General features: G+C 62.3%; 20 protein-coding genes and 1 pseudogene. 9 read left to right on the top strand and 12 right to left on the bottom strand.

What is annotated here, in order from left to right:
* Positions 1-7 precede the first annotated feature (7 nt).
* The 6 genes and pseudogenes from O3297_RS17790 to O3297_RS17765 form a co-directional block, all read right to left on the bottom strand.
* Positions 8-490 (bottom strand): annotated as a pseudogene (locus O3297_RS17790) (sigma-70 family RNA polymerase sigma factor); the annotation flags it as partial.
* Between the two features lie 354 nt (positions 491-844).
* Positions 845-1,975: a YbdK family carboxylate-amine ligase gene (locus O3297_RS17785; RefSeq protein WP_070256033.1), complete on the bottom strand. Its 1,131-nt coding sequence runs from the start codon at positions 1,973-1,975 to the stop codon at positions 845-847.
* Positions 1,976-3,163, bottom strand: coding sequence for a cation:proton antiporter (locus O3297_RS17780; protein ID WP_034780723.1), 1,188 nt, complete (start codon positions 3,161-3,163; stop codon positions 1,976-1,978). It abuts the gene before it with no gap.
* Between the two features lie 311 nt (positions 3,164-3,474).
* On the bottom strand, positions 3,475-4,644 hold the full coding sequence (locus O3297_RS17775) for a VWA domain-containing protein (RefSeq protein ID WP_070256030.1): 1,170 nt from the start codon (positions 4,642-4,644) through the stop codon (positions 3,475-3,477).
* Positions 4,638-5,288 (bottom strand): GNAT family N-acetyltransferase, encoded by a 651-nt coding sequence (locus tag O3297_RS17770; protein WP_070256028.1) that lies wholly within the window; start codon positions 5,286-5,288, stop codon positions 4,638-4,640. Before O3297_RS17770 ends, O3297_RS17775 begins: the two co-directional genes overlap by 7 nt.
* Before the next feature lie 9 nt (positions 5,289-5,297).
* Complete coding sequence (locus O3297_RS17765; RefSeq protein ID WP_034780284.1) at positions 5,298-6,167, bottom strand: MoxR family ATPase; 870 nt, start codon at positions 6,165-6,167, stop codon at positions 5,298-5,300.
* 234 nt (positions 6,168-6,401) lie between these two features.
* Between O3297_RS17765 and O3297_RS17760 the strand changes: the two genes are divergently transcribed.
* Together O3297_RS17760 and O3297_RS17755 are read left to right on the top strand one after the other, a co-directional pair.
* A complete protein-coding gene (locus O3297_RS17760; RefSeq protein WP_034746524.1) occupies positions 6,402-6,731 on the top strand; it encodes a cytochrome c in 330 nt (109 codons plus the stop codon).
* Between the two features lie 11 nt (positions 6,732-6,742).
* A complete protein-coding gene (locus tag O3297_RS17755) occupies positions 6,743-7,084 on the top strand; it encodes a cytochrome c (protein WP_034780283.1) in 342 nt (113 codons plus the stop codon).
* Between the two features lie 13 nt (positions 7,085-7,097).
* Here the strand turns inward: O3297_RS17755 and norR are convergent, their stop codons facing one another.
* On the bottom strand, positions 7,098-8,654 hold the full coding sequence (gene norR, locus O3297_RS17750; protein ID WP_305049321.1) for a nitric oxide reductase transcriptional regulator NorR: 1,557 nt from the start codon (positions 8,652-8,654) through the stop codon (positions 7,098-7,100).
* A gap of 205 nt (positions 8,655-8,859) precedes the next feature.
* On the opposite strand from norR, the gene nirK reads away from it, so the two are divergent.
* From nirK to O3297_RS17735, 3 genes are read left to right on the top strand one after another with little or no spacing between them, the layout of a single operon-like run.
* Positions 8,860-10,290: a copper-containing nitrite reductase gene (nirK, locus tag O3297_RS17745; protein ID WP_305049320.1), complete on the top strand. Its 1,431-nt coding sequence runs from the start codon at positions 8,860-8,862 to the stop codon at positions 10,288-10,290.
* Positions 10,291-10,316: 26 nt separating this feature from the next.
* Positions 10,317-10,994, top strand: coding sequence for an iron-sulfur cluster repair protein YtfE (gene ytfE, locus O3297_RS17740; protein WP_092607756.1), 678 nt, complete (start codon positions 10,317-10,319; stop codon positions 10,992-10,994).
* 14 nt (positions 10,995-11,008) lie between these two features.
* Positions 11,009-13,294 carry a nitric-oxide reductase large subunit gene (locus O3297_RS17735; protein ID WP_305049319.1) on the top strand — a complete coding sequence of 762 codons (2,286 nt, stop codon included), beginning with the start codon at positions 11,009-11,011 and terminating at the stop codon, positions 13,292-13,294.
* 135 nt (positions 13,295-13,429) lie between these two features.
* On the opposite strand, the gene O3297_RS17730 is transcribed toward O3297_RS17735, so the two are convergent.
* Both O3297_RS17730 and O3297_RS17725 read right to left on the bottom strand, forming a co-directional pair.
* Positions 13,430-13,852, bottom strand: coding sequence for a DUF1841 family protein (locus tag O3297_RS17730; protein WP_070281576.1), 423 nt, complete (start codon positions 13,850-13,852; stop codon positions 13,430-13,432).
* Between the two features lie 59 nt (positions 13,853-13,911).
* Entirely contained in the window at positions 13,912-14,379 is a 468-nt protein-coding gene (locus tag O3297_RS17725; RefSeq protein ID WP_305049318.1) for a DUF1203 domain-containing protein, read from the bottom strand.
* 469 nt (positions 14,380-14,848) lie between these two features.
* Between O3297_RS17725 and mqo the strand changes: the two genes are divergently transcribed.
* Positions 14,849-16,447 (top strand): malate dehydrogenase (quinone), encoded by a 1,599-nt coding sequence (gene mqo / locus O3297_RS17720; RefSeq protein ID WP_034780274.1) that lies wholly within the window; start codon positions 14,849-14,851, stop codon positions 16,445-16,447.
* Positions 16,448-16,549: 102 nt separating this feature from the next.
* Here mqo and O3297_RS17715 read toward each other — a convergent pair whose 3' ends face one another.
* Positions 16,550-17,182, bottom strand: coding sequence for an RNA pyrophosphohydrolase (locus tag O3297_RS17715; protein WP_034780273.1), 633 nt, complete (start codon positions 17,180-17,182; stop codon positions 16,550-16,552).
* 204 nt (positions 17,183-17,386) lie between these two features.
* On the opposite strand from O3297_RS17715, the gene O3297_RS17710 reads away from it, so the two are divergent.
* Complete coding sequence (locus O3297_RS17710; RefSeq protein ID WP_305049317.1) at positions 17,387-19,126, top strand: proline--tRNA ligase; 1,740 nt, start codon at positions 17,387-17,389, stop codon at positions 19,124-19,126.
* Positions 19,123-19,740, top strand: coding sequence for a lytic transglycosylase domain-containing protein (locus O3297_RS17705; protein ID WP_305049316.1), 618 nt, complete (start codon positions 19,123-19,125; stop codon positions 19,738-19,740). The genes O3297_RS17710 and O3297_RS17705 overlap by 4 nt, the downstream gene beginning before the upstream one ends.
* A gap of 103 nt (positions 19,741-19,843) precedes the next feature.
* Here the strand turns inward: O3297_RS17705 and O3297_RS17700 are convergent, their stop codons facing one another.
* On the bottom strand, positions 19,844-20,239 hold the full coding sequence (locus O3297_RS17700; protein WP_071653383.1) for an SWIB/MDM2 domain-containing protein: 396 nt from the start codon (positions 20,237-20,239) through the stop codon (positions 19,844-19,846).
* A 77-nt stretch (positions 20,240-20,316) separates the two neighbouring features.
* On the opposite strand from O3297_RS17700, the gene O3297_RS17695 reads away from it, so the two are divergent.
* The gene (locus tag O3297_RS17695) at positions 20,317-20,514 is read left to right on the top strand and encodes a hypothetical protein (RefSeq protein ID WP_139144128.1); all 198 of its coding nucleotides are present in this window, start codon (positions 20,317-20,319) and stop codon (positions 20,512-20,514) included.
* A gap of 160 nt (positions 20,515-20,674) precedes the next feature.
* On the opposite strand, the gene ffh is transcribed toward O3297_RS17695, so the two are convergent.
* A complete protein-coding gene (ffh, locus tag O3297_RS17690) occupies positions 20,675-22,042 on the bottom strand; it encodes a signal recognition particle protein (RefSeq protein ID WP_034780269.1) in 1,368 nt (455 codons plus the stop codon).
* Positions 22,043-22,119 lie beyond the last annotated feature (77 nt).

Below are 22,119 nucleotides of genomic sequence, written 5' to 3'. Positions count from 1 at the left end.
GCGTGGCGCTGGCGGCACGCTGCAGATGGCGTTTTACTGTCGCCAGCGAGATGCCGAGCTGGCGCGCAATGTCTTCCTGTGGCAGCTCGTCGAGCTGGCGCAGTAAAAAAGCCCGTTTCACGGGAGGCGGCAAGCCGTCGAGCATGCGGTCGAGTTCAAACACGGTGGCCAGCAGCAGCGACCGTTCCTCGGGCGATGGCGCATGCCGGGGCGGCAGTTGCGCCAGCACGTCGAGGTAAGCCTCTTCGAGTTTCTGACGGCGGTAATGGTTGAACAGCACGCGCTGCGCGACGGTGGCGAGAAAGGCGCGCGGCTCGCGCGCGGCGACGGCGTCTTCGCGGTCGAGCAGGCGCACGAAGGTGTCATGCGCCATATCGGCCGCGCACGCCGTGCTGCCGAGTTTTTTGCGCAGCCAGCCCTGCAGCCAGCCATGGTGGTCGGCATACAGTGTCGCAATGTCCTGGCGTTGTAGCGGCTCTGCCAGCGGCATCGCATTCCCCTTGCATGGCCGGCCCGGCCGGATCGGTGGATTTAAACAATAATAAGAATCATTCTCACTTATTGTAACAAGCGGGGGCAGGGGCTGTAAATGACGGGGGCGGCGGGTGTGGTTTTTTGGCTTTGCGCTGTTGGGGTAAAAGTCACGATGACCGGCAAAACCGTCGCGAGCAGAAGGGAGAGGCGGCCAAGAAGACTGCAGGTCGGATTAGCGCGCAAGCGCGTAATCCGACACCAGCACTGGGGCTAACAATATTGTCGGCTTACGCCCTATGGGCTAGTCCGACCTACGCTTCTGATTGCACCTCAAAAGCAAGATCCGGGGTTGGGGTGAACGGGCCAGCCCTCAATAATTCATGGGTTCGCCCCGGAAGCATCGGATCGCCGAATCGACCATGCCCTCGGCGCTGCCCTGCACATTGTGCTGCTTGCGCAGGTATTGTGCGTCGCTCCATTGCTTGGCCACGTCCGACAGGTGTTTCAGGGCTGGCGTGCTGCCCAGCGCCTCGGCGTGCGGTTCCATCTTGCGCAGGGTGGTCATGATGTCTTCGCGCAGCGACATCGTTTCGTAGGTTTTCGGGTGCGTGATGGCGCCATCGAGGCCGAAGCGGCAAGCCTGGAAGCGGTTGTAGTTATACACGAGGTAGTCGTCTTCCACCGGCGGCGTTTCGCGGCGTTCGAGCAGGTAGCGGCACAGGGCCTGCAGGTAGGCGGCCAGCGCGGCGGCCCGCTCCACCGTCAGTGGCGTGTCGCACACGCGCAGTTCGATGGTGCCGAATTCCGGCTTGGGACGGATATCCCAGTAAAAATCCTTCATGCTCTTGATGATGCCCGTGTTCTCCATCTTGGCGAAATACTCGTTGGAGAACTGGTCCCAGCTGAGGGTGAACGGCGCGCGCCCGCTCATGGGAAACGCGAACACGGAGTTCAGGCGGGCCGAATCGAACAGGGTGTCGCGTCCCTGCACGTAGGGCGAGGAAGCCGACAGGGCGATGAAGTGGGGGATGTAGCGGTTCAGCGAATGCAGCAGGAACATGGCGTCGTCGCCCGAGGCGCAGCCGATGTGCACGTGCTGGCCGAAGATGGTGAACTGCTTGGCCAGATAGCCGTACAGTTCCGAGATTTCCTGGAAACGGGGCTTGGAAAAGATCTTTTGCGACGACCATTGCTGGAACGGGTGCGTGCCGCCGCCCGCGATGCCGATATTGAGCTTGTCGCCGGCCGTGATCAAGGTGTCGCGGATTTCCTGCAACTGCTCCAGCAGGGGACCGTGATGCGTGTGCACGCTCGAGTTGATCTCGATCATGCTCTCGGTGATTTCCGGCGTGACGTTGCCGGGAAACGGTTTTTTATTCAGCAGATGCAGCAGGTCGGGGCTGGCGGCCGTCAAGTCATAGTCCGACAGGTTTACCAGTTGCAGTTCGAGTTCGACGCCGAAGGTCAGCGCGGCCGATTGGCCAAAGGGTTCCAGCGGCATTTAGCGCTCCTTGATTTCGTGGGTTTCTTTGGCCAGCATCAGCACGCGCTGCACCAGCACCGGGCCGACCAGTTCCAGGCCCAGGGTGATGGCGGCCAGGGCGTTCAATTCGTCGCCGAAGTTCACGCCATGCTGGCGTGCGTGTTCCAGCAGCAGGATGATGAAGACGGAGACGGGCGTCAGCGCCACGCCCGTCAGCACGCCCTTGCGCCAGGAAATGCCGCTCACATGCGAAAACGCGGCCACGCCGACGACCTTCGTCAGCAGGCGTCCGCCGACGACGGCCAGTGCCAGGCCCGCGCCGGCTGCCACGCTGGCCCATTCCAGGGTCGAGGCGGCATACACGAACAGCAGCACCGTCAGCAGCTCGCCCAGCGCGCCGAAATTGCGCTGCGCCTGGCTGAAGGCGACGCGCCGGTGGCGCGCCACCAGGCCGAAGGTGAGGGTGGCCAAGAGCGGCGACAGGCTGGTGGTGTAGGTGAGGGCGACGAGCAGCATCACCGACAGCGCGAACGCCACGGTGGCATCCTGCGCCATGTTGCCCAGGCGGCGCAGCATGGCCGGCACGACGATGCCGAAGACGGTGCCGGCGGCCACGGAGGCGGCCAGCACGGCGGCGCTGCTGCTGCTCGCCTCGATTAGGTCGGTGGAGCTCTGGAACATCCAGAAGCCGACGATGATGTTGAACGTGAAGACGGCCAGCACGCAATTGAGGGCGGTGAGGTGGACGATGCGTTCCGTGACCTGACCCGAGCTGCGTTCCTCGTTGATGACGCGCATGATGGTGGCCGGCGAGGTGGACATGGCCAGCGACGCCAGCAGCAGCGCCGTCATCGAAGTGCTGCCGAATTCGATGCCGATGAAGTAGACGACGGCAAAGGTCAGCAGGGATTCCACCAGGCCCGTGACGGCGATCCAGGGATTGTTCTTCAGCCAGCGCAGGTTGATGCGGTAGCCCACCTCGAACAGGATCAGGCCGAAGGCCACGTCGGCCAGCACCAGCATGGGGCCGGCGTCCGTCTGCGGCAGGATGCCCACCTGCGTCTGCGCGAGGACGAAACCGATCACGCCGTAAAAACTGATGCGCGGCAGGCCAGTCCAGCGGTGGCCGAATTCGCCCACCACCCAGGCCAGGGTAATGGCGAACGGCCAGGACAGGTCGGCGGCGATCGAGATCAGACTTTGCATGCTCATTCCTTTGAAAATGGCGCTGGCACCGGCCGGCAGCACGGGGCTGGCGCGGCAATGTCGTGGTGCAGCGATGGTGCATTGTTTGCGCAGAGCGATGCGCCGATTCTACCGGAGCAGAAGGCGCGCACGATGTGCGCAATCGAACAGTGTCGCGGCCATGGCGGCCGCGCACAGGATGCAGCAGGTTGGGCAGGGCTGGTATCAGCGTATGGTACCCGCCCGCAGCGGAGATGCTCCGCACGGTAGTGCCGTGTCGCAGTGTACGGCATGGCGGCCCCCTGCCGCCATGGACTTTTTGTTGCGTACCTTTATTTACTGAGCAGACGCATGCCCCGTTCCAGCCCATCGATCGACAGGGGGAACATGCGGTTGTTCATCAGTTGCCGCATCACGCCGATCGACTGGCGGTACTGCCATAATCCCTCCGATTCGGGATTGAGCCAGATGAATTTCGGGAACGCCTGGGTAAAGCGGGCCAGCCACGTCGATCCCGCTTCCTCGTTGTTGTATTCGACGCTGCCGCCCGGTTGCAGGATTTCATAGGGGCTCATGGTGGCGTCGCCGACGAAAATCAGCTTGGTGTCGGGCGGGTATTTGCGCAGCACGTCCCAGGTGGGAAAACGCTCGGCGTTGCGGCGCCGGTTGTTCTTCCACAGGTAGTCGTAGACGCAGTTATGGAAGTAAAAGAACTCCATGTTCTTGAATTCCGTCTTCGCCGCCGAAAACAGTTCCTCGGTGCGCTCGATATGGTCATCCATGCTGCCACCAACATCGAGCAGCATCAGCACCTTGATGCGGTTCTTGCGTTCGGGCCGCATCCTGATGTCGAGATAGCCCGCGTTATTGGCCGTGGCGGCGATGGTGGCGTCCAGCGCCAGTTCATCTTCCGCGCCTTCGCGCGCGAATTTGCGCAGGCGGCGCAGGGCCACCTTGATGTTGCGCGTGCCCAGTTCGCGCTCGCCGTCGTAATCCTTGTAGCTGCGCGCTTCCCACACTTTCACGGCCGTGCGGTTGCCGCCCTTGCCACCGATGCGGATGCCTTCCGGGTTCGTGCCGCCATTGCCGAATGGCGACGTGCCGCCCGTGCCGATCCATTTGCTGCCGCCTTCGTGGCGCTCCTTCTGTTCCTTCAGCAGCTCGTTCAGGCGGTCCATCAGCTTGTCGTAGCCGAATTTCTCCAGCTGCGCCTTCTGCTCCTCGGACAGCTCGCGCTGCATGCGTTTGAGCAGCCAGTCGAGGGGAATCGCCGCGTTCGTGTCGAAGGCCGCGTTGACGCCCTTGAAGTACTGGGCAAAGGCGCGGTCGAACTTGTCGAAATGGGCTTCATCCTTGACCAGGGTCAGGCGCGCCAGATAGTAAAAATCGTCCATCGAAGCGTCGATGACGTTCTTTTGCAGCGCTTCGAGCAGGGTCAGGAATTCCTTGATCGAGACGGGAATCTTCGCATCCTTGAGCGTGAAGAAGAAGTCGATCAGCATGGCGCTTCCTCTGCCCCGGCGGCTCCCGCGCGGGGCAGCGCGGCGATGGGGCGCTGCGCCAGCTTGTAGCGCAAATGGGCGGCAATCTCCGGCCACTCGCCGCGCGTGATGCTGTACATGACGGTATCGCGCACGGTGCCGTCGCGGCGCAGCGCATGGTGGCGCAGCACGCCGTCCTTTTTCGCGCCCAGGCGCTCGATGGCCGCCTGCGAGGCATGGTTGAAATTATCGGTGCGCAGGCCCACCAGCGCGCAGCCGAGCGTGTCGAAGGCGTGCGCCAGCAGCAGCAATTTGCAGGTGGTGTTGACGTGGCTGCGCTGGCAGCGCTTGGCATACCAGGTGTAGCCGATTTCCAGGCGCCCGATGGCTGGCACCACGTCGTGGTAGCTGGTGGTGCCGAGCACCTCGCCGCTGGCCACGTCGATGACGGCAAAAGCGAAGCGCGAAGGGCGCATCTCGATGCCCTTGAAAATGTACTGGTCCACCTGGTCCGGCTCGGGCACGGAGGTGACGCGCAGGTTCCACAGCTCGCCATCCATGGCCGCCGCGCGCAGGCCGGGCGCGTGGTGCGGCGCCAGCGCTTCGAGGCGGATGCCGTGCAGTTCCAGGGGGACGAAGACCTTGTCCGGGCTGATGTCGTTCACCGGCGCTCCTTAGCGGTTGGTGCGCGACATGAACATCAGGCGCTCGAACAGGTGCACGTCCTGCTCGTTTTTCAGCAGCGCGCCGTGCAGCGGCGGCACGACAGCCTTGTTGTCCTTGCTGCGCAGCGCGTCAAAGGGGATGTCTTCGGCCAGCAGGAGCTTGAGCCAGTCGAGGAATTCCGATGTCGACGGTTTTTTCTTCAGGCCCGGCACGTCGCGCACTTCATAGAAGGTTTGCAGCGCCTGCGCCAGCAATTCCTGTTTCAGGTGCGGGTAGTGGACGGCGACGATTTGCTCCATCGTGTCCTTGTCCGGGAATTTGATGTAATGGAAGAAGCAGCGGCGCAGGAAGGCGTCGGGCAATTCCTTCTCGTTGTTCGAGGTGATGATGACGAGCGGACGGTGGCGCGCCGTGACCATTTCGCGCGTCTCATACACATAGAATTCCATGCGGTCCAGTTCGCGCAGCAGGTCGTTCGGGAATTCGATGTCGGCCTTGTCGATCTCATCGATCAGCAGCACCACCGGCTCGGGTGCCGTGAACGCCTGCCACAGCACGCCCTTGACGATGTAGTTCTGGATGTCGCGCACGCGCTCGTCGCCCAGCTGCGAATCGCGCAGGCGCGAGACGGCGTCGTATTCGTACAGGCCCTGCTGCGCCTTGGTGGTCGATTTGATATGCCATTGCATCAGCGGCATGTTCAGCGCGGCGGCCACTTCCTCGGCCAGCATGGTCTTGCCCGTGCCCGGTTCGCCCTTGATCAGCAGCGGGCGTTGCAGGGTCAGCGCCGCATTCACGGCCAGTTTCAGGTCGGCGGTGGCGACATAGCTGTCGGAACCTTCGAAGCGTTGGCCTTGCTGGGTGTGCTGTGCTTGCATGAGCGGTCTGCCAAAGTAGGGAAATGGTGAGTATAAACAGAACTGTGGCGCACTGCCACGCGGACGGCCTGTGCCTGCCTGCCTACAATGCGGGTTTTATAGGTGGACTTGCAAGAATATCTTGGCTAGAATCGGCAAGCAGCAGATTAATTGTCAACCTTAATTGTCAATACATAAAATCAATAAAAAACCAGCTCTGGCGTTTCTCCGATTACCTTTGTTCACATTGCCACTATGAAAAAAATATTTGCACTTCTCGTGCTTGCCGGCATAGCAAATGCCGTCACAGCGGCTGACATTGTAGGAAACGCCAAGGCAGCCCCTGCCAAGGTGGAAATGTGTATCGGCTGCCACGGCATTCCCGGTTACAAGGCAACCTTTCCTGAAGTATTCCAGGTGCCGATGATCGGCGGCCAGCCGGCAAAATATATCGAGAATGCGCTGCAAGCCTACAAGAAGGGCGACCGCAAGCACCCCAGCATGAAGGGCATCGCCAGCAGCCTGTCGGACCAGGATATCGCTGATGTCGCCGCGTATTATGCGCAACAAGCCAAGACGAACTGAGGACCAGCCAGATGAAAAAACTACTCGCCGCCCTCGTTTGCGCCACCGTCTCGTTCGGCGCCAGCGCCGCCGGCAATATCAACACGGGCAAGGCCCTGGCCGAAAAATACAGCTGCGCCACCTGCCACGGCAAGGATTACGGTTCGCCCATCGATCCGTCCTATCCGAAACTGGCGGGCCAGCACAAGGACTACCTGGAACACGCTCTGACGGCGTATAAACGGGGCGACAAGCCCAATGGCCGCAACAACGCCATCATGACGGGCCAGGTAAAACCGCTGAGCAACCAGGACATCAAGGACCTGGCCGCCTACTTCCACAGCCTGCCGAGCACCCTGGTCACTCACCGCTGAGTTTTAACCCTGCTCAGGCTTTCAAGCCCACCCGGCGCGCCAGCTTATGTAAATTGCTGGCGTCCAGCCCCAGCTGGCGCGCGGCAGCGGCCCAGTTATCCTGATGCAGGACCAGCGCTTGCCGGATGGCCTGGCGCTGGCTCGCTTCCACGATCTGATGCATGGATAGCGGCGGCGCCGCTGGCGTGCCGCACGCGGCTGGCGCCAATGGCGGCGCCTCCGCGCCGGCCGGCGCTTCCAGCGCATCGAGGTCGAGCATATCCGTTTCCAGGGTCACGATGTCCTTGCGGTCCGCGCCGCGGATCACGGCTTTCAGCGCGGCCCGGCTGATCACATGTTCCAGTTCGCGCACATTGCCCGGCCAGCGGTAATGGCACAGGGCGTTTTCCGCCGCGGCGGACAGGCGCAGGCTGCGCAGTCCCAGGCGCGCTCGGTTCAGTTCCAGGAAACCACCGGCCAGCAGCAGCACGTCATTGCCCCGCTCGCGCAGCGGCGGAATCGGCACGGGATACACGGATAAACGGTGGTACAGGTCGGCGCGGAACGAACCGTCGCGCACATGCTCGCGCAGGCTGCGGTTGGTGGCGGCAATCACGCGCACGTTGACCCTGCGCGGCCGGTCCGCGCCCAGGCGCTGGATTTCGCCATTTTGCAAGGTGCGCAGCAGCTTGGCCTGTATCGACAGCGGCAATTCCCCCACTTCATCGAGAAACAGGGTGCCCCCTTCGGCCGCCTCGAAACGCCCGGGCCGGTCGCTGACGGCGCCGGAAAACGCACCGCGTACATGGCCGAACAATTCGCTCTCGGCCAGGGACTCGGGCAAGGCCGCGCAATTGACATGGATCAGGGGCTTGCCGGCGCGGCGCGACAGGCGGTGCAGGCGGTGCGCGCACAGTTCCTTGCCGACGCCCGTTTCCCCCAGCAGCAGCACGGGCAGTTCGGAATCGGCGACCACCTGCAATTCGTGCAGCAAGTGCGTGATGGCGCTGCTCTGGCCGACGAAATCGTGTTCCTCGCGCGGCGCTTGCGCATCGGCCAGCATGGCGCCGCCCGACAGGCGCAGGGCGCGGATTTCCGCCTCCAGGCGCGTGACGCGGACGGCCGCCTCGATGGCGCAGGCCAGCTCGCCCAGGTCGCGCTGCGCCTGCGTATCGAAAGTGCCTACCTGCAGCGCGTCGAGCGTGATCACGCCCCAGCGTTCGCCTTCCAGATCCAGCGCCATGCCCATGCAGTCGTGCACGGGCAGCGGCTCGCCGGCCCGCTCGGCGATCAGGCCATCGTAGGGATCGGGCAGGGAACTGTCGTGATGGAAGCACAGCACGCCGCGCCGCTGCAGGATGGCGGCCAGGCGCGGATGGTCGGCGACGGCGAAGCGGCGTCCCAGCGCGTCGCTGGCCAGGCCGGCCATCGCCACGGGGCGCAAGTGCTCGCCATCGAGCTTGAGCAAGGCCACGGCCTCGCAGCTGAAGTGGGCGCGCAGGCTGCCGACCAGGCGCTGCAGGCGCACGGCCACGGGCAGGTCGGCGACCAGGTCGGTGAGCAGCAGCAGGTGGATGGCAGTGGTGGTCATAAGTACCATGCAGGGTACAACGGACCATGCTTTAAAAGGGTCATACCGACCCTGCAATTTTCAAATCGTTGATTTAAAACAAGTTTTTCCTGGCACGTCGTTTGCCTAGGTAAGGGGGCCGAACCGGCATACAAGACCAAGGAAAGCTTGATGAAAACGACTCCCCCCCCTCCGCGCCATTGCCGCCGCCGTCTGCGTACTGGCCATGCCCCTGTCCGTGCAAGCCCAGGCGAGCCTGCCGGCCAGCGCTGCCGCCACTGCGGCCAAACCCGCCGCCGCCACGCTCAAGCGCTATGAACTGCAAACCAATATCGTCGATGGCAAGATGGTGTTCATCGATGCCAAGGGCCAGGTCAATCCCGTGCTGGCGGCCAAGGTGGGCGACACGGTCGAACTCGTGCTGAAAAGCGGCGAAGGCGCCGAGCACGACCTGCTGATCCCGGAGCTCAACGTGGCCTCGGCCAAGTTCAGCGCCAATAGCGGCAGCACCACCGTGCGCTTCAAGGTCACGCGCGCCGGCACGTTCACCTATTACTGCTCGATTCCCGGCCACCGCCAGATCGGCATGGAAGGCAAGCTGGAAGTGAGCGGCACCTCGCTGGCTGAAGCCGGGGCACCGAAGGCTGCTGGCGCCGGCAGCGCTGCCAGCGAATCGAGCCAGGCCGCCGCGCTGGCCCTGTACACGCCCGCGCCCTCGCCGATGCGCGGCCCCGATCCATCGGCCGTCAGCGTGGCCGCCAATCCTGCCTCCGTGCCGGCTGCCATCGGCGCGCGCGCGCCGCAAACCCTGAAATACCGCATGGAGACGGTGGAGCTGCCGGGCAAGCTCGATGACGGCACCAGTTTTACGTACTGGACCTTCAACCGGCAAGTGCCCGGCCCGATGCTGCGCGCGAAGGTGGGCGACACGGTGGAACTGACCCTGTTCAATGCCAAGGACAGCAAGATGATCCACTCGATCGACCTGCACGCCGTGACGGGCGGCCATGGCGGCGGACAGCACACGCAGGTGGCGCCGGGGCAGGAAAAAACGGTCACCTTCAAGGCGCTCAATCCGGGCCTGTACGTGTATCACTGCGCCACGCCCCTGGTGCCGCAGCATATCGCGGCCGGCATGTACGGCATGATCCTGGTCGAACCGGAAGGCGGCCTGTCAAAAGTCGACCGCGAGTATTACGTGATGCAGGGCGAGATGTACACGGGCCGTCCGCACGGCGCGCCCGTGCACCAGGAACCGAACCTGGAAAAAATGGCCAATGAACTGCCCGACTATTACGTCTTCAACGGCGAAGTGGGCGCCTTGAGCAAGACGCACAAATTGCAGGCGAAAGTCGGCGAGACGGTGCGCATCTATTTCGGCGTCGGTGGCCCGAACAAGATTTCATCGTTCCACATCATCGGCGAGATATTCGACAAGGTGTACAGCGAAGGCTCGATCAGCAGCCCGAAACACGACGTGCAAACCACCCTGGTGGCACCGGGCGGCGCGACCATCGTCGAACTCAAGGTACAGCATCCGGGCAGCTATCTGCTGGTCGACCATGCCTTGTCGCGCGCCGGCAAGGGCGCCGTGGGCGTGCTGGAAGTGACTGGCGAACCCGTGCCCGGCGTCTACCACGCGGGCGCCCGCCAATAAACCCTATTCATCATCAAGGAACTGTTATGGAAATGATCGAGCTATCCCTGGGCCAACTGGCTCGCCGCATCCCTGGCGCCACGCGCCTGTTCGATGCGCACCGCCTGGATTTCTGCTGCGGCGGCAACAAGACCCTGCGCGCAGCGGCCGAAGCGGCCGGCGTGGACACGGCGCCCATCGTCGAGGAACTGCGGCTGCTGGCAGGGCGCGCAGATACCAGCGGCGAGCGTGACTGGCAGGAAGCTTCGGCCACCGAGCTGGTGGAACACATCCTGGCGCGCTACCACGCCGTGCACCGCGAGCAGCTGCCCGAGCTGATACGCCTGGCACGCAAGGTCGAGCAGGTGCATGGCGAGCGCGCCGACTGTCCGCACGGGCTGGCGGAACACCTGTCGGCCATGGCGCAGGAGCTGGAAAGCCATATGCGCAAGGAAGAAGACGTGCTGTTCCCGATGATCGTGCGCGGCCAGGGGCCCCGGGCCGGCGCGCCCATCAACGTGATGCGCATGGAGCACGACGATCATGGCGTGGCCTTGCGCGCCATGGAGGCGATGACGAACGATATCACCGCGCCGGCCGGCGCCTGCACCACCTGGCGCGCGCTGTACACGGGCTTGCGCACCTTCCGTGCCGACCTGATGGCGCACATCCACACTGAAAACAATATCCTGTTCGAGCGCTTTGCGCCGGCCGTGGTGCACTGACAAAGGAAAGACCCATGGGTCCCTACAAAAAACTCTGGTTCACCTTGATCGGTGTGCTGATCGTGACGTTTTCGCTGCTCGGCTACTACGGCACGGAAGTCTACCGGCAGGCGCCGCCGATCCCCGCGCAGGTGCTGGCGCAGGATGGCCGGCAACTGTTCGACCGCGAGGGCATCCTCGATGGCCAGACGGCCTGGCAATCCGTCGGCGGCATGCAGCTGGGCTCCATCTGGGGCCACGGCGCCTACCAGGCGCCCGACTGGACGGCCGACTGGCTGCACCGCGAACTGACGGCCTGGCTGGAACTGGCCGCGCAAGAGCTGCATGGCAAGGCGTACGCGGCGCTTGACGGCCCCGCGCAGGCGGCGCTGCGCGAAGCGCTCAAGATCGAATACCGCGGCAACCGTACCGATGATGCGCAAGTGCTGCGCCTGTCGCCGCGCCGCGTGCAAGCCATCGCCAACACGGCGCACTATTACGATCAGCTGTTCTCCGACGCGCCGGCGCTGCACGCCAGCCGCGAGCATTTCGCCATGAAGGAAAACACCTTGCCCAGTGCCGAGCGGCGCGCGCAGATGACGCAGTTCTTCTTCTGGACGGCGTGGGCCGCCGCCACCGAACGTCCTGGCCAGAAAGTGACCTATACGAACAACTGGCCGCATGAACCGCTGATCGGCAACCAGCCCAGCGGCGAAAACCTCGTCTGGTCGGTCGCCAGCGTGGTGGTGCTGCTGGCCGGCGTGGGCTTCCTCGTCTGGGGCTGGGCCTTCTTGCGCGACCACGACGAAGCGCTGCCGGCCGCCGGTCCGCGCGATCCGCTCACCACGTTCGCCCTGACGCCTTCGCAGCGGGGACTGGGAAAATATCTGTTCCTGGTGGTGGCGCTGTTCACCTTCCAGGTCTTCATCGGCGGCTTTACGGCGCATTACACGGTGGAAGGGCAGCAGTTCTACGGCATCGACGTGTCGCGCTGGTTCCCGTATGCGCTCACGCGCACCTGGCATATCCAGGCCGCGCTGTTCTGGATCGCCACGGGCTTCCTGGCTGCGGGCCTGTTCCTGGCGCCCCTGATCAATGGCGGCAAAGATCCGAAGTGGCAGCGCCTGGGCGTCGATGTACTGTTCTGGGCCCTGGTCGCCGTGGTGGTCGGCTCCTTCATCGGCAACTACCTGGCCATTGCGCAAGTGATGCCGCCCGAGTGGAATTTCTGGCTCGGCCATCAAGGTTATGAATATGTGGACCTGGGACGCTTGTGGCAAATCGGCAAATATATCGGCATCCTGCTGTGGCTGGTGTTGATGCTGCGCGGCGTGGTGCCGGCCCTGCGCAAGCCGGGCGGCGACAAGAACCTGCTTGCGCTCCTGACCGCGTCTGTGGGCGCCATCGGCCTGTTCTATGGCGCCGGCCTGTTCTACGGCGAACGCACGCATCTGTCGGTGATGGAATACTGGCGCTGGTGGGTGGTGCACCTGTGGGTGGAAGGCTTCTTCGAAGTGTTCGCCACGACGGCGCTGGCCTTCATCTTCTCGACCCTGGGCCTGGTGTCGGTGCGCATGGCCACGACGGCCAGCCTGGCGTCGGCCTCGCTGTTCATGCTGGGCGGGATACCCGGCACCTTCCACCACCTGTACTTTGCCGGCACCACCACGCCCGTGATGGCCATCGGCGCAAGCTTCAGCGCGCTGGAAGTGGTGCCGCTGATCGTGCTGGGCCACGAAGCGTGGGAAAACTGGCGCCTGAAGGAACGCGCGCCATGGATGGAAAACCTGCGCTGGCCCATGATGTGCTTTGTCGCCGTCGCCTTCTGGAACATGCTTGGCGCGGGCGTGCTGGGATTCATGATCAATCCGCCCGTGGCCTTGTACTATATCCAGGGCCTGAACACGACTCCCGTGCATGCGCATGCGGCACTGTTCGGAGTGTATGGCTTCCTGGCGCTGGGCTTTACCTTGCTGGTGCTGCGCTATTTGCGGCCCGACTACCGTTTCAGCCCTGCGTTGATGAAGACGGCGTTCTGGGGATTGAACGCGGGCCTGGCGCTGATGATCTTTACCAGCCTGCTGCCGATTGGCATCGTCCAGTTCCACGCCAGCGTGACGGAGGGCCTGTGGTATGCGCGCAGCGAGGAATTCATGCAGCAGCCGCTGTTGCAGAACCTGCGCTGGATACGCACCTTCGGCGACGTGGTATTCATCGTCGGCGCCATCGCCATGGCGCTGCAGGTGGTGCTGGGATTGCTGGGAAGAGGGCCTGCACAGGCCTTGCCTCAGCGCATGAAGGAGGCAGTAAAACCGATGTGAGGTAGTACTGGCACAACACCTGGGAAAACCGTAGCGAGCGGCAGCGATTTGTGGCTGAGAAGCGCAACCGTACTCTAGTACGGTGAGCATCGCAGGCCGCAAAGCGCGACGCGCAGCAGGTTTTGACAGGTGTTCCTACCGGCGGCGCACGCAGTCGATATAGGCTTCAGTATCGGGCGGCAAGCCCGAACGTTGCGAAGCCCAGATCATCTGGCCCAGGCATTCCATCACTTCGTGCTGGGCGGCATGGGCCGAATCGAGGCGCTGGGTGAGCTGCTGGACGGCCGGGCGGATGCCGCGCGGCTGGTCCACCTGCACCTGCTCCGTGATCGACAGATGCATGGACAGGTGCAGGAAGGGATTGGCTTGCCCGCCTTCGACGGAGTAATCGCGCGCCAGCGCCGCCTCGACGTCGGAGAGCTCGTTCTCATACTCGGGGTGTTCCAGGATCCAGTCGAGCGCGATGGCTTCCATCGGCGTGAGGATTTCATGGGCGCGATGCTTGCGCAATGTTTCACAAAAGAAACGGCGCACATCGTCGGAAGAAGGGTTGAACATGGCTGACGGACTATGGCTAAAGGGCAGCCGGCATTGTACCGCGTAGCCGTAATAAGTTCTCAGGCCCGGTCGATCCTGGCCGCATAACAACCACGTTTGGCATTGTGCACGTGGATATAGCTGACAGCCGGGTTCTCAAACAGCCGCGCGATCACGGTTTCAATGGCCGTGCCTTCCACCACATCGGCATCGACCATCATCCCACCTTCCGTATAGCCGCGCAGCGACAGCAGCCGGATGCGCATCGATTCCGGCACCTGGTCGACGGCGTCATAGGCTTGCGTGGCACCCTCGCGGATAAAGATGGCGTGCGAGGCGCGGTAGGGCGTGTCCGCATCCTGGCAGACATGGTTCAGCAGCAGCACCGTGTCGCCGATCGCCGCGTCGCGCAGTTCGATGCGGTCCGGGTAACCGGGCTGGCTGTCGACCACATGGCGGATAATGCCCAGCGCGGCCAGTTCGGCGTCGGGCAGGCCGAAACAGGCCAGGAAAGGGGCGGGCGACAGGCCGCGCATACGAAAAGACATGGTCAGGCTCCGGTGTGGTCAAAGCGTTATCAGACCATGATGGATGGGGGCTCGCCATCCGTTTCTTGCTCCGTGCATTCCTGCAGCAACTGGCTTTTTAACGCCTGGTTACTGCCAAATTAATACTCCACAGTAAGTGTTATCCACGATCCTGGCGGCCCGGCAAGGGCAAATAACGGTGATAAAATGGCTGTTCTTGATATTTGCTATAGACAATCGCCGTGTTGTGAGTTTGGCCCCGCGCGAGGGCCAAAACAGCAGCGGCGCCGTGTTTTCCTTGTCCGCACCATCGCCACTCCATCGCTGCCGCAAGCTGCGGCGGGGCGGCGGCATGCATGCGTCATCACCATCGTTACCCCTTGATCCGGCCGTTCTTGCGCTGGAGGGATAGCCATTTTCCGATGATCTTGCGCTTGCCGCCCGGGTGGCCTGGAAGAACCAACCCTCAGTATTCATAACGGAGTTACCCATGCGTAAATCGCTATTACTTTTGATGTCGTGCCTGATCCTGGCGGCATGTGACAAGACCCCTCCGGCCTCGTCCGAAAAACCGGTCGACGTGCTGCTGATCGGCGCCGGCACCATGAGCGCCACCCTGGGCAGCATGCTCAAGGAACTCGATCCGTCGCTGACGATGGAAATGGTCGAGCGCCTCGATTCCGTGGCCGCCGAAAGCTCGGATGCGATGAACAACGCGGGCACGGGCCACTCGGCATTTGCTGAACTGAACTACACGCCGGAAGCGGCCGATGGCAGCATCGAGACCAAGAAAGCCGTTGCCATCAACGAGCAATTCGAAATTTCCAAGCAATTCTGGGCTTATCAGGTAGCCAACAAGCACTTGGGCGCGCCGCAAACCTTCATCAACAACGTGCCGCATATGGCCTTTGTCTGGGGCGACGACAATATTGCCTTCTTGAAGAAGCGCTATGCCGCGCTGCAAAAGGAAAACCTGTTCAAGGGCATGCTGTTCTCGGAAGACCAGGCGCAGATCGAACAGTGGGCACCGCTGGTCATGCAAGGGCGGGACAAGGGCCAGAAAGTGGCCGCGACACGCATGGAAATCGGTACCGACGTCAATTTCGGCAATCTCACGCGCGGCCTAGTGAAATACCTGACGGACAGCCACGGCATGGTCCTGCACCTGCGTCACCAGGTGGAAGACATCCAGCGCGGCGCCGATGGCGTGTGGAACGTGACGGTGAAAGACTTGAACGCCGGCAAGGAAAAGACCATGCGCGCCAAGTTCGTCTTCATCGGCGCCGGTGGCGGTTCGCTGCCTCTGCTGGAAAAATCGGGTATTCCTGAAGCCAAGGGCTACGGCGGCGTGCCGGTCGGCGGCCAGTGGCTCGTGACGACCAATCCGGAACTGGTGGCGGCGCATGCTGCCAAGGTCTACGGCAAGGCATCCGTCGGTTCGCCGCCGATGTCCGTGCCGCATCTCGATACGCGTATCATCGATGGCAAGAAAGCCCTGCTGTTTGGCCCGTTTGCCACCTTCTCGACCAAGTTCCTGAAAAACGGTTCGTGGATCGATTTGCCTGCCTCGATCGGCACGGGCAATGTGAAACCCATGCTGCAAGCCGGCTATGACAATATTCCGCTGACGAAATACCTGGTCGAACAGGTCATGAACACGCCGGAAGACCGTTTGAAAACCCTGCGCGAGTACTTGCCGAATGCCAAGATGGAAGACTGGACCCTGCAAAACGCTGGCCAGCGCGTGCAGATCGTCAAGGATGACCCTGTCAAAGGCGGCTTGCTGCAGTTCGGTACGGAAGTCGTCGGCGCCGCCGATGGCAGCATCGTTGCCCTGCTGGGTGCATCGCCAGGCGCCTCGACCGCGCCGCCGATCATGATCAAGGTGCTGCAAACGGCATTCAAGAGCCGCCTGGCTACGCCGGAATGGCAAGCGAAGATGGTGGAAATGGTGCCGTCGTACGGTCAAAAGCTGAACAATGATCCGGCCCTTGCCAACAAGATCCGCCACTACAGCAGCAATATCCTGGGTCTCAAAGCGATTACCCTGGACGTTCCCGCCGCTGCGCCAGCGCCGGCAGCAAACTAAGTCGGCCTGACCGGCAGGGGAGTTTCCTGTCGGCATGAAAAAAGGGGCAGCCTGTTCAGGCTGCCCCTTTTGCGTGGGAGAGTGCGTTCATGGTGCGGCGGACTACTCCTTGCCTGGCAAAATCAGCTCCGGTGTACACCCTTCGGCGGCAATGCCGTCGCAAGGCTTGGCCAGTGCCGTACCATCCTGTGCCCGTGGCGCATGGGGCTGGCGCAGGTAGCGCGACGTGTGGCGGTGCGCTTGCTGCGCGTTGCCATGCACGGGCCAGGTCAGGAAGCGGGACAGCTCCTGCAAGGCACGCTGGTAGACATCGCGTTTAAATTCAATGACGACATCGAGCGGGACCCAGTATTCATGCCAGCGCCAGGCGTCGAACTCGGGATGGTCGGTCAGGCGCAGATTGACGTCGTTATCGCGCGCGCACATTCTCAGCAGAAACCAAATCTGCTTCTGGCCACGGTAATGGCCACGAATCTCGCGCTTGATGAAGTGGTCTGGCACCTCATAGCGCAGCCAGTCGCGGGTGCGGCCGACAATTTTGACGTGTTCCTGTCTGAGTCCGATTTCCTCTTCAAGTTCGCGAAACATGGCTTGTTCCGGTGTTTCGCCATATTTGATACCGCCTTGCGGAAACTGCCATGAGTGCTCGCGCACCCGCTTGCCCCACCACACCTCGTTCTGGGCGTTTAGCAGGATGATGCCGACGTTGGGCCGAAACCCTTCACGGTCGAGCATAATGCACCTCAAACTTTCTGCGACAGTGCGTCTTTTTTTACATAATTACCCACAACTTCGCAAGCCGGTGACCTTTTCGGGGTGCGAAAAGCGCCGGAATCGCACCAATTGAGCGCATTTGTGTAAAGTATGGACGCATCAGCCAGCTAATCCTTTAAAATTAGGTTGATTATAACCCTCTCTTTTTAAAAAGAATTCACCGTTATGCGCGCCTCCCGTTTTTTTATTTCCACACTTAAAGATGCACCTTCTGACGCGGAAATCGTCAGCCACCAGTTGATGATGCGTGCAGGCATGATCAAACGCCTCGGTTCCGGCATCTATACCTACATGCCGATGGGCTTGCGCGTGATCCGCAAGGTGGAAGCCATCATCCGTGACGAGATGAACAAAGCCGCCGGCATCGAACTGCTGATGCCGCTCGTGCAGCCGGCCGAACTGTGGCAAGAGACGGGCCGCTGGACCAAGATGGGCGACGAACTGATGCGCGTGAAAGACCGCCACGGCCGCGAATACGCGATCCAGCCGACATCGGAAGAAGTCATCACCGACGTCGTGCGCACGGAAATCAAGTCCTACCGCCAGTTGCCGTTGAACTTTTATCACATCCAGACCAAGTTCCGCGACGAGCGCCGCCCACGTTTCGGCCTGATGCGCGGCCGTGAATTCACCATGAAGGACGCGTACTCGTTCGACCGCGACCTGGCTGGCATGCAGGCGTCGTACAAGGTCATGTTTGACGCTTACACGCGCATCTTCACGCGTTTCGGCCTGCAGTTCCGCGCCGTGGCCGCCGACAACGGCGCCATCGGCGGTTCCGGTTCGCATGAATTCCACGTCATCGCCCACACGGGTGAAGACGCGCTCGTGTACTGCCCGACGTCCGACTACGCCGCCAACATGGAAGCGGCCGAAGCGCTGCCGCCAGCGGGCGAGCGTCCAGCCGCAGCCCAGGCGCTGACGAAAACGGCCACGCCGGACACCGTCAAGTGCGAAACCGTGGCGGCCCTGCTCGGTATCGACCTGGCGCAGACCGTGAAAACCATCGCCCTGACGGTGGAAACCGTTGGCAAGGATGAGAAAGTCACGAAACAGCATTTCATGCTGCTGCTGCGCGGCGACCATGAGTTGAACGAGATCAAGGTCGGCAAGGTTGCCGGCCTGGCCGGCCACCGTTTCTCGACGGAAGCGGAAATCCTGGAAGTCTACGGCACGATTCCCGGCTACCTGGGCCCGATTGCTACCCGCGCCCCCGTCACCGTCGTGGCGGACCGCACGGTCGCCCACATGAGCGACTTCGTTTGCGGCGCGAATGACGCCGGTTTCCACTACACGGGCGCCAACTGGGGCCGTGACGTGGCCGAGCCAGCCATCGTGGCCGACTTGCGCAATGTCGTCGCCGGCGACGCGTCGCCGGATGGCCAGGGCGCACTCGCCATCGAGCGCGGCATCGAAGTGGGCCACGTGTTCCAGCTCGGTACGGCGTACTCGGAAAGCATGAAAGCCACCTTCCTCGACGAAAACGGCAAGCCTGCACCGCTGCAGATGGGTTGCTACGGTATCGGCGTGACGCGCATCCTGGGCGCCGCCATCGAACAGAACTTCGACGACAAGGGCATCATCTGGCCAGCGTCGATCGCACCGTTTGAAGTCGTGCTGTGCCCGATGGGCATGGACCGCAGCGAACTGGTCAAGGAAGAGACGGAGAAGCTGTACGCGGCCCTGCAAGGCGCCGGCGTGGACGTCATCGTCGACGACCGCGGCCTGCGCCCTGGCGCCATGTTCGCTGACTGGGAACTGATTGGCGTGCCGCACCGCATCGTCATCGGCGAACGCGGCCTGAAAGAAGGCAAGCTGGAATACCAGGGCCGCCGCGATGCGGAAGCGACCGGCGTGGCACCGGACGAGATCGTCGCCTTCATCCAGGGCAAAATGGCGCAGTGAAGCGCTTATCGCTAAGTAAAACGGCTGGCGCGCTCGCGCTGGCCGCTGGCCTGGCCTGCGCTCCCTTTGCGCAGGCCGGCAACCAGAAGGAGGAGGCGCTGGCCGACTCCGTCCGCCTGGCCCTGTCGCACGCGATCCGCGACGAACGCCCGCCGCAACCCAAATTTGCCACTCCCGCCGACTTGCAGCGCTACCAGCAATGGCTGGCGCAGATGTCGCAACGCCTGCAGCGCAAGCTGCCGGATGCGCAGCTGCGCACGGAATTCCTGGAAACCGTCTGGTATGAAGCGCGCCGTGCGGGCCTGGAACCGGCCCTGGTGCTGGGCCTGATCCAGGTCGAGTCGGCTTACCGCAAATATGCCGTCTCGCTGGCCGGCGCGCGCGGCTACATGCAGGTGATGCCGTTCTGGACGGGCGTCATCGGCGACAGCGACCGTAGCAAGCTGTTCCACATGCAGACGAATCTGCGCTACGGCTGCGCGATCCTGCGCATGTACCTGGATATGGAAAAAGGGGATTTGTACCTGGCGCTGGGACGCTACAACGGCAGCCGGGGGCGGGCCGAGTATCCGAATGCGGTAAGGGCGGCGTGGAAGCAGTGGGAATTCAAATGAGGGCCGGGGTCAGACCCGACAGGGTCTGACCCCAAAAAAATGCCCCGCTCGCAGTGATGCGGCGGGGCACTCACACGGCGCGGAACGCCCTGTGCGTATCTGATTATTTCAAATGATCGGAGATCAGTTTCGTCATTTCAAACATGGAGACTTGGGCTTTGCCGCCGAAAACTGCTTTCAGCTTGTCGTCCGCATTGATCATGCGGCGGTTGGCCGGATCTTGCAGATCGAGTTTTTTGATGTAATCCCATACCTTTTTGGTCACTTCCGTGCGCGGCAGTGGTGCTGCGCCAACAACGGCGGCCAGCTCTTTCGATGGCGTCATTGCTTTCATGAATGCTGCGTTTGGCTTGCGTGGTGTTGCCGGTGCTGCCGCTTTCTTCGCCGCTGCTGGTTTAGCTGCTGCTTTGGCTGCGGGTGCTGCTTTCTTGGCGGCTGCAGGCTTGGCTGCTGCTGCTTTGGCTGGCGCTGCTACTGGGGTTTTTTTGGCTGTTGCCATCTTCGAGCCTCCTTAACAAACACATGGGAAATTGCGCAATTAATCGCACGGCTAATATTGGTGTGGATTTACCTTGTATGCAAGTGTTTTTCACGTTTTCACGAGGAAAAAGCAGGGAAATGACCATGCTGTCGCCCGGGCGCACCGCTTGGGGGCGCAGAACGGCGTTTTTGCCCGTAAATGGCATGGTTGCTGGCTATGCGGGGAGGGGTACTGCGGGGAGGGAGGAAATGATGCCGGACGCCATGAAAATGCAATCCGGCATGATTTTATAACGGTGTTTCTTGACTTGAACTACATCTCACGCGGCGTAAAAAAGGCCTTCAAGATCACAGCGAGCGGATGGTATTTGTGGCCGGGAAGCGCAACCGTACTGAAGTACGGTGAGCATCGCCGGCCGCAAAGCGCCCGCGCAGCGGATTTTGAAGCCTTCCACTACCTCATGCCGGGCATCATACCCTTCATGGAGCGCATCATCTTCATCATGCCGCCACCCGACAATTTCTTCATCATCGTCTGCATTTGCTCGAATTGCGTCAGCATGCGGTTCACTTCCTGCACTTGCACGCCGGCGCCGGCGGCGATGCGGCGCTTGCGCGTGGCCTTGATCAGTTCAGGCTTGGCGCGTTCCTGCGGCGTCATCGAGTCGATGATGCCGCACATGCGGCGTACCTGCTTGTCGGCCTGGTCCATGTTCTTGCCGCCTGCCGCCTGCTGGAACTGGGCTGGCAGCTTGTCCATCAGGTTGGCCATGCCGCCCATTTTCTTCATCTGGCCCAGCTGTGCCTTGAAGTCGTTCATGTCGAACTTGCCGCCGACCTTGATTTTTTGCGCCAGGTCGGCCGCCGCCTTGCTGTCGACGCCCTTGCGCGCCTCTTCCACCAGGGCGAGGATGTCGCCCATGCCCAGGATGCGGTTGGCCATGCGGGTCGGGTCGAATGCTTCCAGGCCGTCGAGTTTTTCCGAGACGCCGGCAAACTTGATCGGTTTGCCCGTGATGTGGCGCACCGACAGGGCCGCACCGCCGCGCGCATCGCCATCGAGCTTGGTCAGCACGATACCGGTCAGCGGCAGCGCATCGTTAAACGCTTTCGCCGTGTTGATGGCGTCCTGGCCCAGCATGGCGTCGACGACGAACAGGGTTTCGATCGGTTTCACGGCGCCGTGGACGGCGGCGATTTCGCGCATCATCTCTTCGTCGATACCGAGGCGGCCCGCCGTATCGATGATCAGCACGTCGTGGTAGTGCTTTTTCGCCCAGTCCAGCGCGGCCAGGGCGATATCGACCGGCTTGTCCGTGCTGGAAGACGGGAAGAAGTCGGCGCCTACCTGGGCGGTGACCGATTGCAGCTGGGCGATCGCGGCGGGACGGTACACGTCGGCCGAGACGGTCAGCACTTTCTTCTTCTTTTCTTCCTTCAGGTATTTCGCCAGCTTGCCGACGGTGGTGGTTTTACCCACACCCTGCAAACCGGCCATCAGGATGATGGCGGGCGGCTGCTGCGCAAAGCTGATCTGCGACGCTTCCGGTCCCAGGTCGGCGCCCATCAGGGCGGCCAGCTCGCGCTGTACCACGCCAACCAGGGCCTGGCCTGGCGTGAGCGAGGAAATGACATCCTCGCCCATGGCTTTTTCTTTGACTTTGGCGATGAATTCGCGCACGGCGGGCAGGGCGACGTCGGCTTCGAGCAGCGCCAGGCGCACTTCGCGCAGCATGTCGGCGGTGTTCGCCTCGGTCAGGCGCGCCTCGCCGCGCATGGTCTTGACGACTTTGGCAAGCCGTTGGGTGAGATTATCTAGCATGATGAACCTGCAATGAAAAGCTTGGGAGTGGGCGGCGAAAGCCGGACGATGGCCGTCATTTTACCTTATCGCGGTTG

It is taken from the genome of Janthinobacterium sp. SUN128, from assembly GCF_030587275.1.
GTDB lineage: Bacteria > Pseudomonadota > Gammaproteobacteria > Burkholderiales > Burkholderiaceae_D > Janthinobacterium > Janthinobacterium lividum.
The sequence above is the reverse complement of the archived record's forward strand: the minus strand, read 5'-3'. Positions and strand labels throughout refer to the sequence as shown.

Bases quoted from the DNA above. Each gene is read 5' to 3' on its own strand.
- O3297_RS17785 (WP_070256033.1), bottom strand. From the start codon at position 1,975: ATGCCGCTGGAACCCTTTGGCCAATCGGCCGCGCTGACCTTCGGCGTC.
- O3297_RS17780 (WP_034780723.1), bottom strand. From the start codon at position 3,163: ATGCAAAGTCTGATCTCGATCGCCGCCGACCTGTCCTGGCCGTTCGCC.
- O3297_RS17775 (WP_070256030.1), bottom strand. From the start codon at position 4,644: ATGCTGATCGACTTCTTCTTCACGCTCAAGGATGCGAAGATTCCCGTC.
- O3297_RS17765 (WP_034780284.1), bottom strand. From the start codon at position 6,167: ATGCAAGCACAGCACACCCAGCAAGGCCAACGCTTCGAAGGTTCCGAC.
- O3297_RS17760 (WP_034746524.1), top strand. From the start codon at position 6,402: ATGAAAAAAATATTTGCACTTCTCGTGCTTGCCGGCATAGCAAATGCC.
- O3297_RS17755 (WP_034780283.1), top strand. From the start codon at position 6,743: ATGAAAAAACTACTCGCCGCCCTCGTTTGCGCCACCGTCTCGTTCGGC.
- norR (WP_305049321.1), bottom strand. From the start codon at position 8,654: ATGACCACCACTGCCATCCACCTGCTGCTGCTCACCGACCTGGTCGCC.
- nirK (WP_305049320.1), top strand. From the start codon at position 8,860: ATGCCCCTGTCCGTGCAAGCCCAGGCGAGCCTGCCGGCCAGCGCTGCC.
- ytfE (WP_092607756.1), top strand. From the start codon at position 10,317: ATGGAAATGATCGAGCTATCCCTGGGCCAACTGGCTCGCCGCATCCCT.
- O3297_RS17735 (WP_305049319.1), top strand. From the start codon at position 11,009: ATGGGTCCCTACAAAAAACTCTGGTTCACCTTGATCGGTGTGCTGATC.
- O3297_RS17730 (WP_070281576.1), bottom strand. From the start codon at position 13,852: ATGTTCAACCCTTCTTCCGACGATGTGCGCCGTTTCTTTTGTGAAACA.
- O3297_RS17725 (WP_305049318.1), bottom strand. From the start codon at position 14,379: ATGTCTTTTCGTATGCGCGGCCTGTCGCCCGCCCCTTTCCTGGCCTGT.
- mqo (WP_034780274.1), top strand. From the start codon at position 14,849: ATGCGTAAATCGCTATTACTTTTGATGTCGTGCCTGATCCTGGCGGCA.
- O3297_RS17715 (WP_034780273.1), bottom strand. From the start codon at position 17,182: ATGCTCGACCGTGAAGGGTTTCGGCCCAACGTCGGCATCATCCTGCTA.
- O3297_RS17710 (WP_305049317.1), top strand. From the start codon at position 17,387: ATGCGCGCCTCCCGTTTTTTTATTTCCACACTTAAAGATGCACCTTCT.
- O3297_RS17700 (WP_071653383.1), bottom strand. From the start codon at position 20,239: ATGGCAACAGCCAAAAAAACCCCAGTAGCAGCGCCAGCCAAAGCAGCA.
- O3297_RS17695 (WP_139144128.1), top strand. From the start codon at position 20,317: ATGCAAGTGTTTTTCACGTTTTCACGAGGAAAAAGCAGGGAAATGACC.
- ffh (WP_034780269.1), bottom strand. From the start codon at position 22,042: ATGCTAGATAATCTCACCCAACGGCTTGCCAAAGTCGTCAAGACCATG.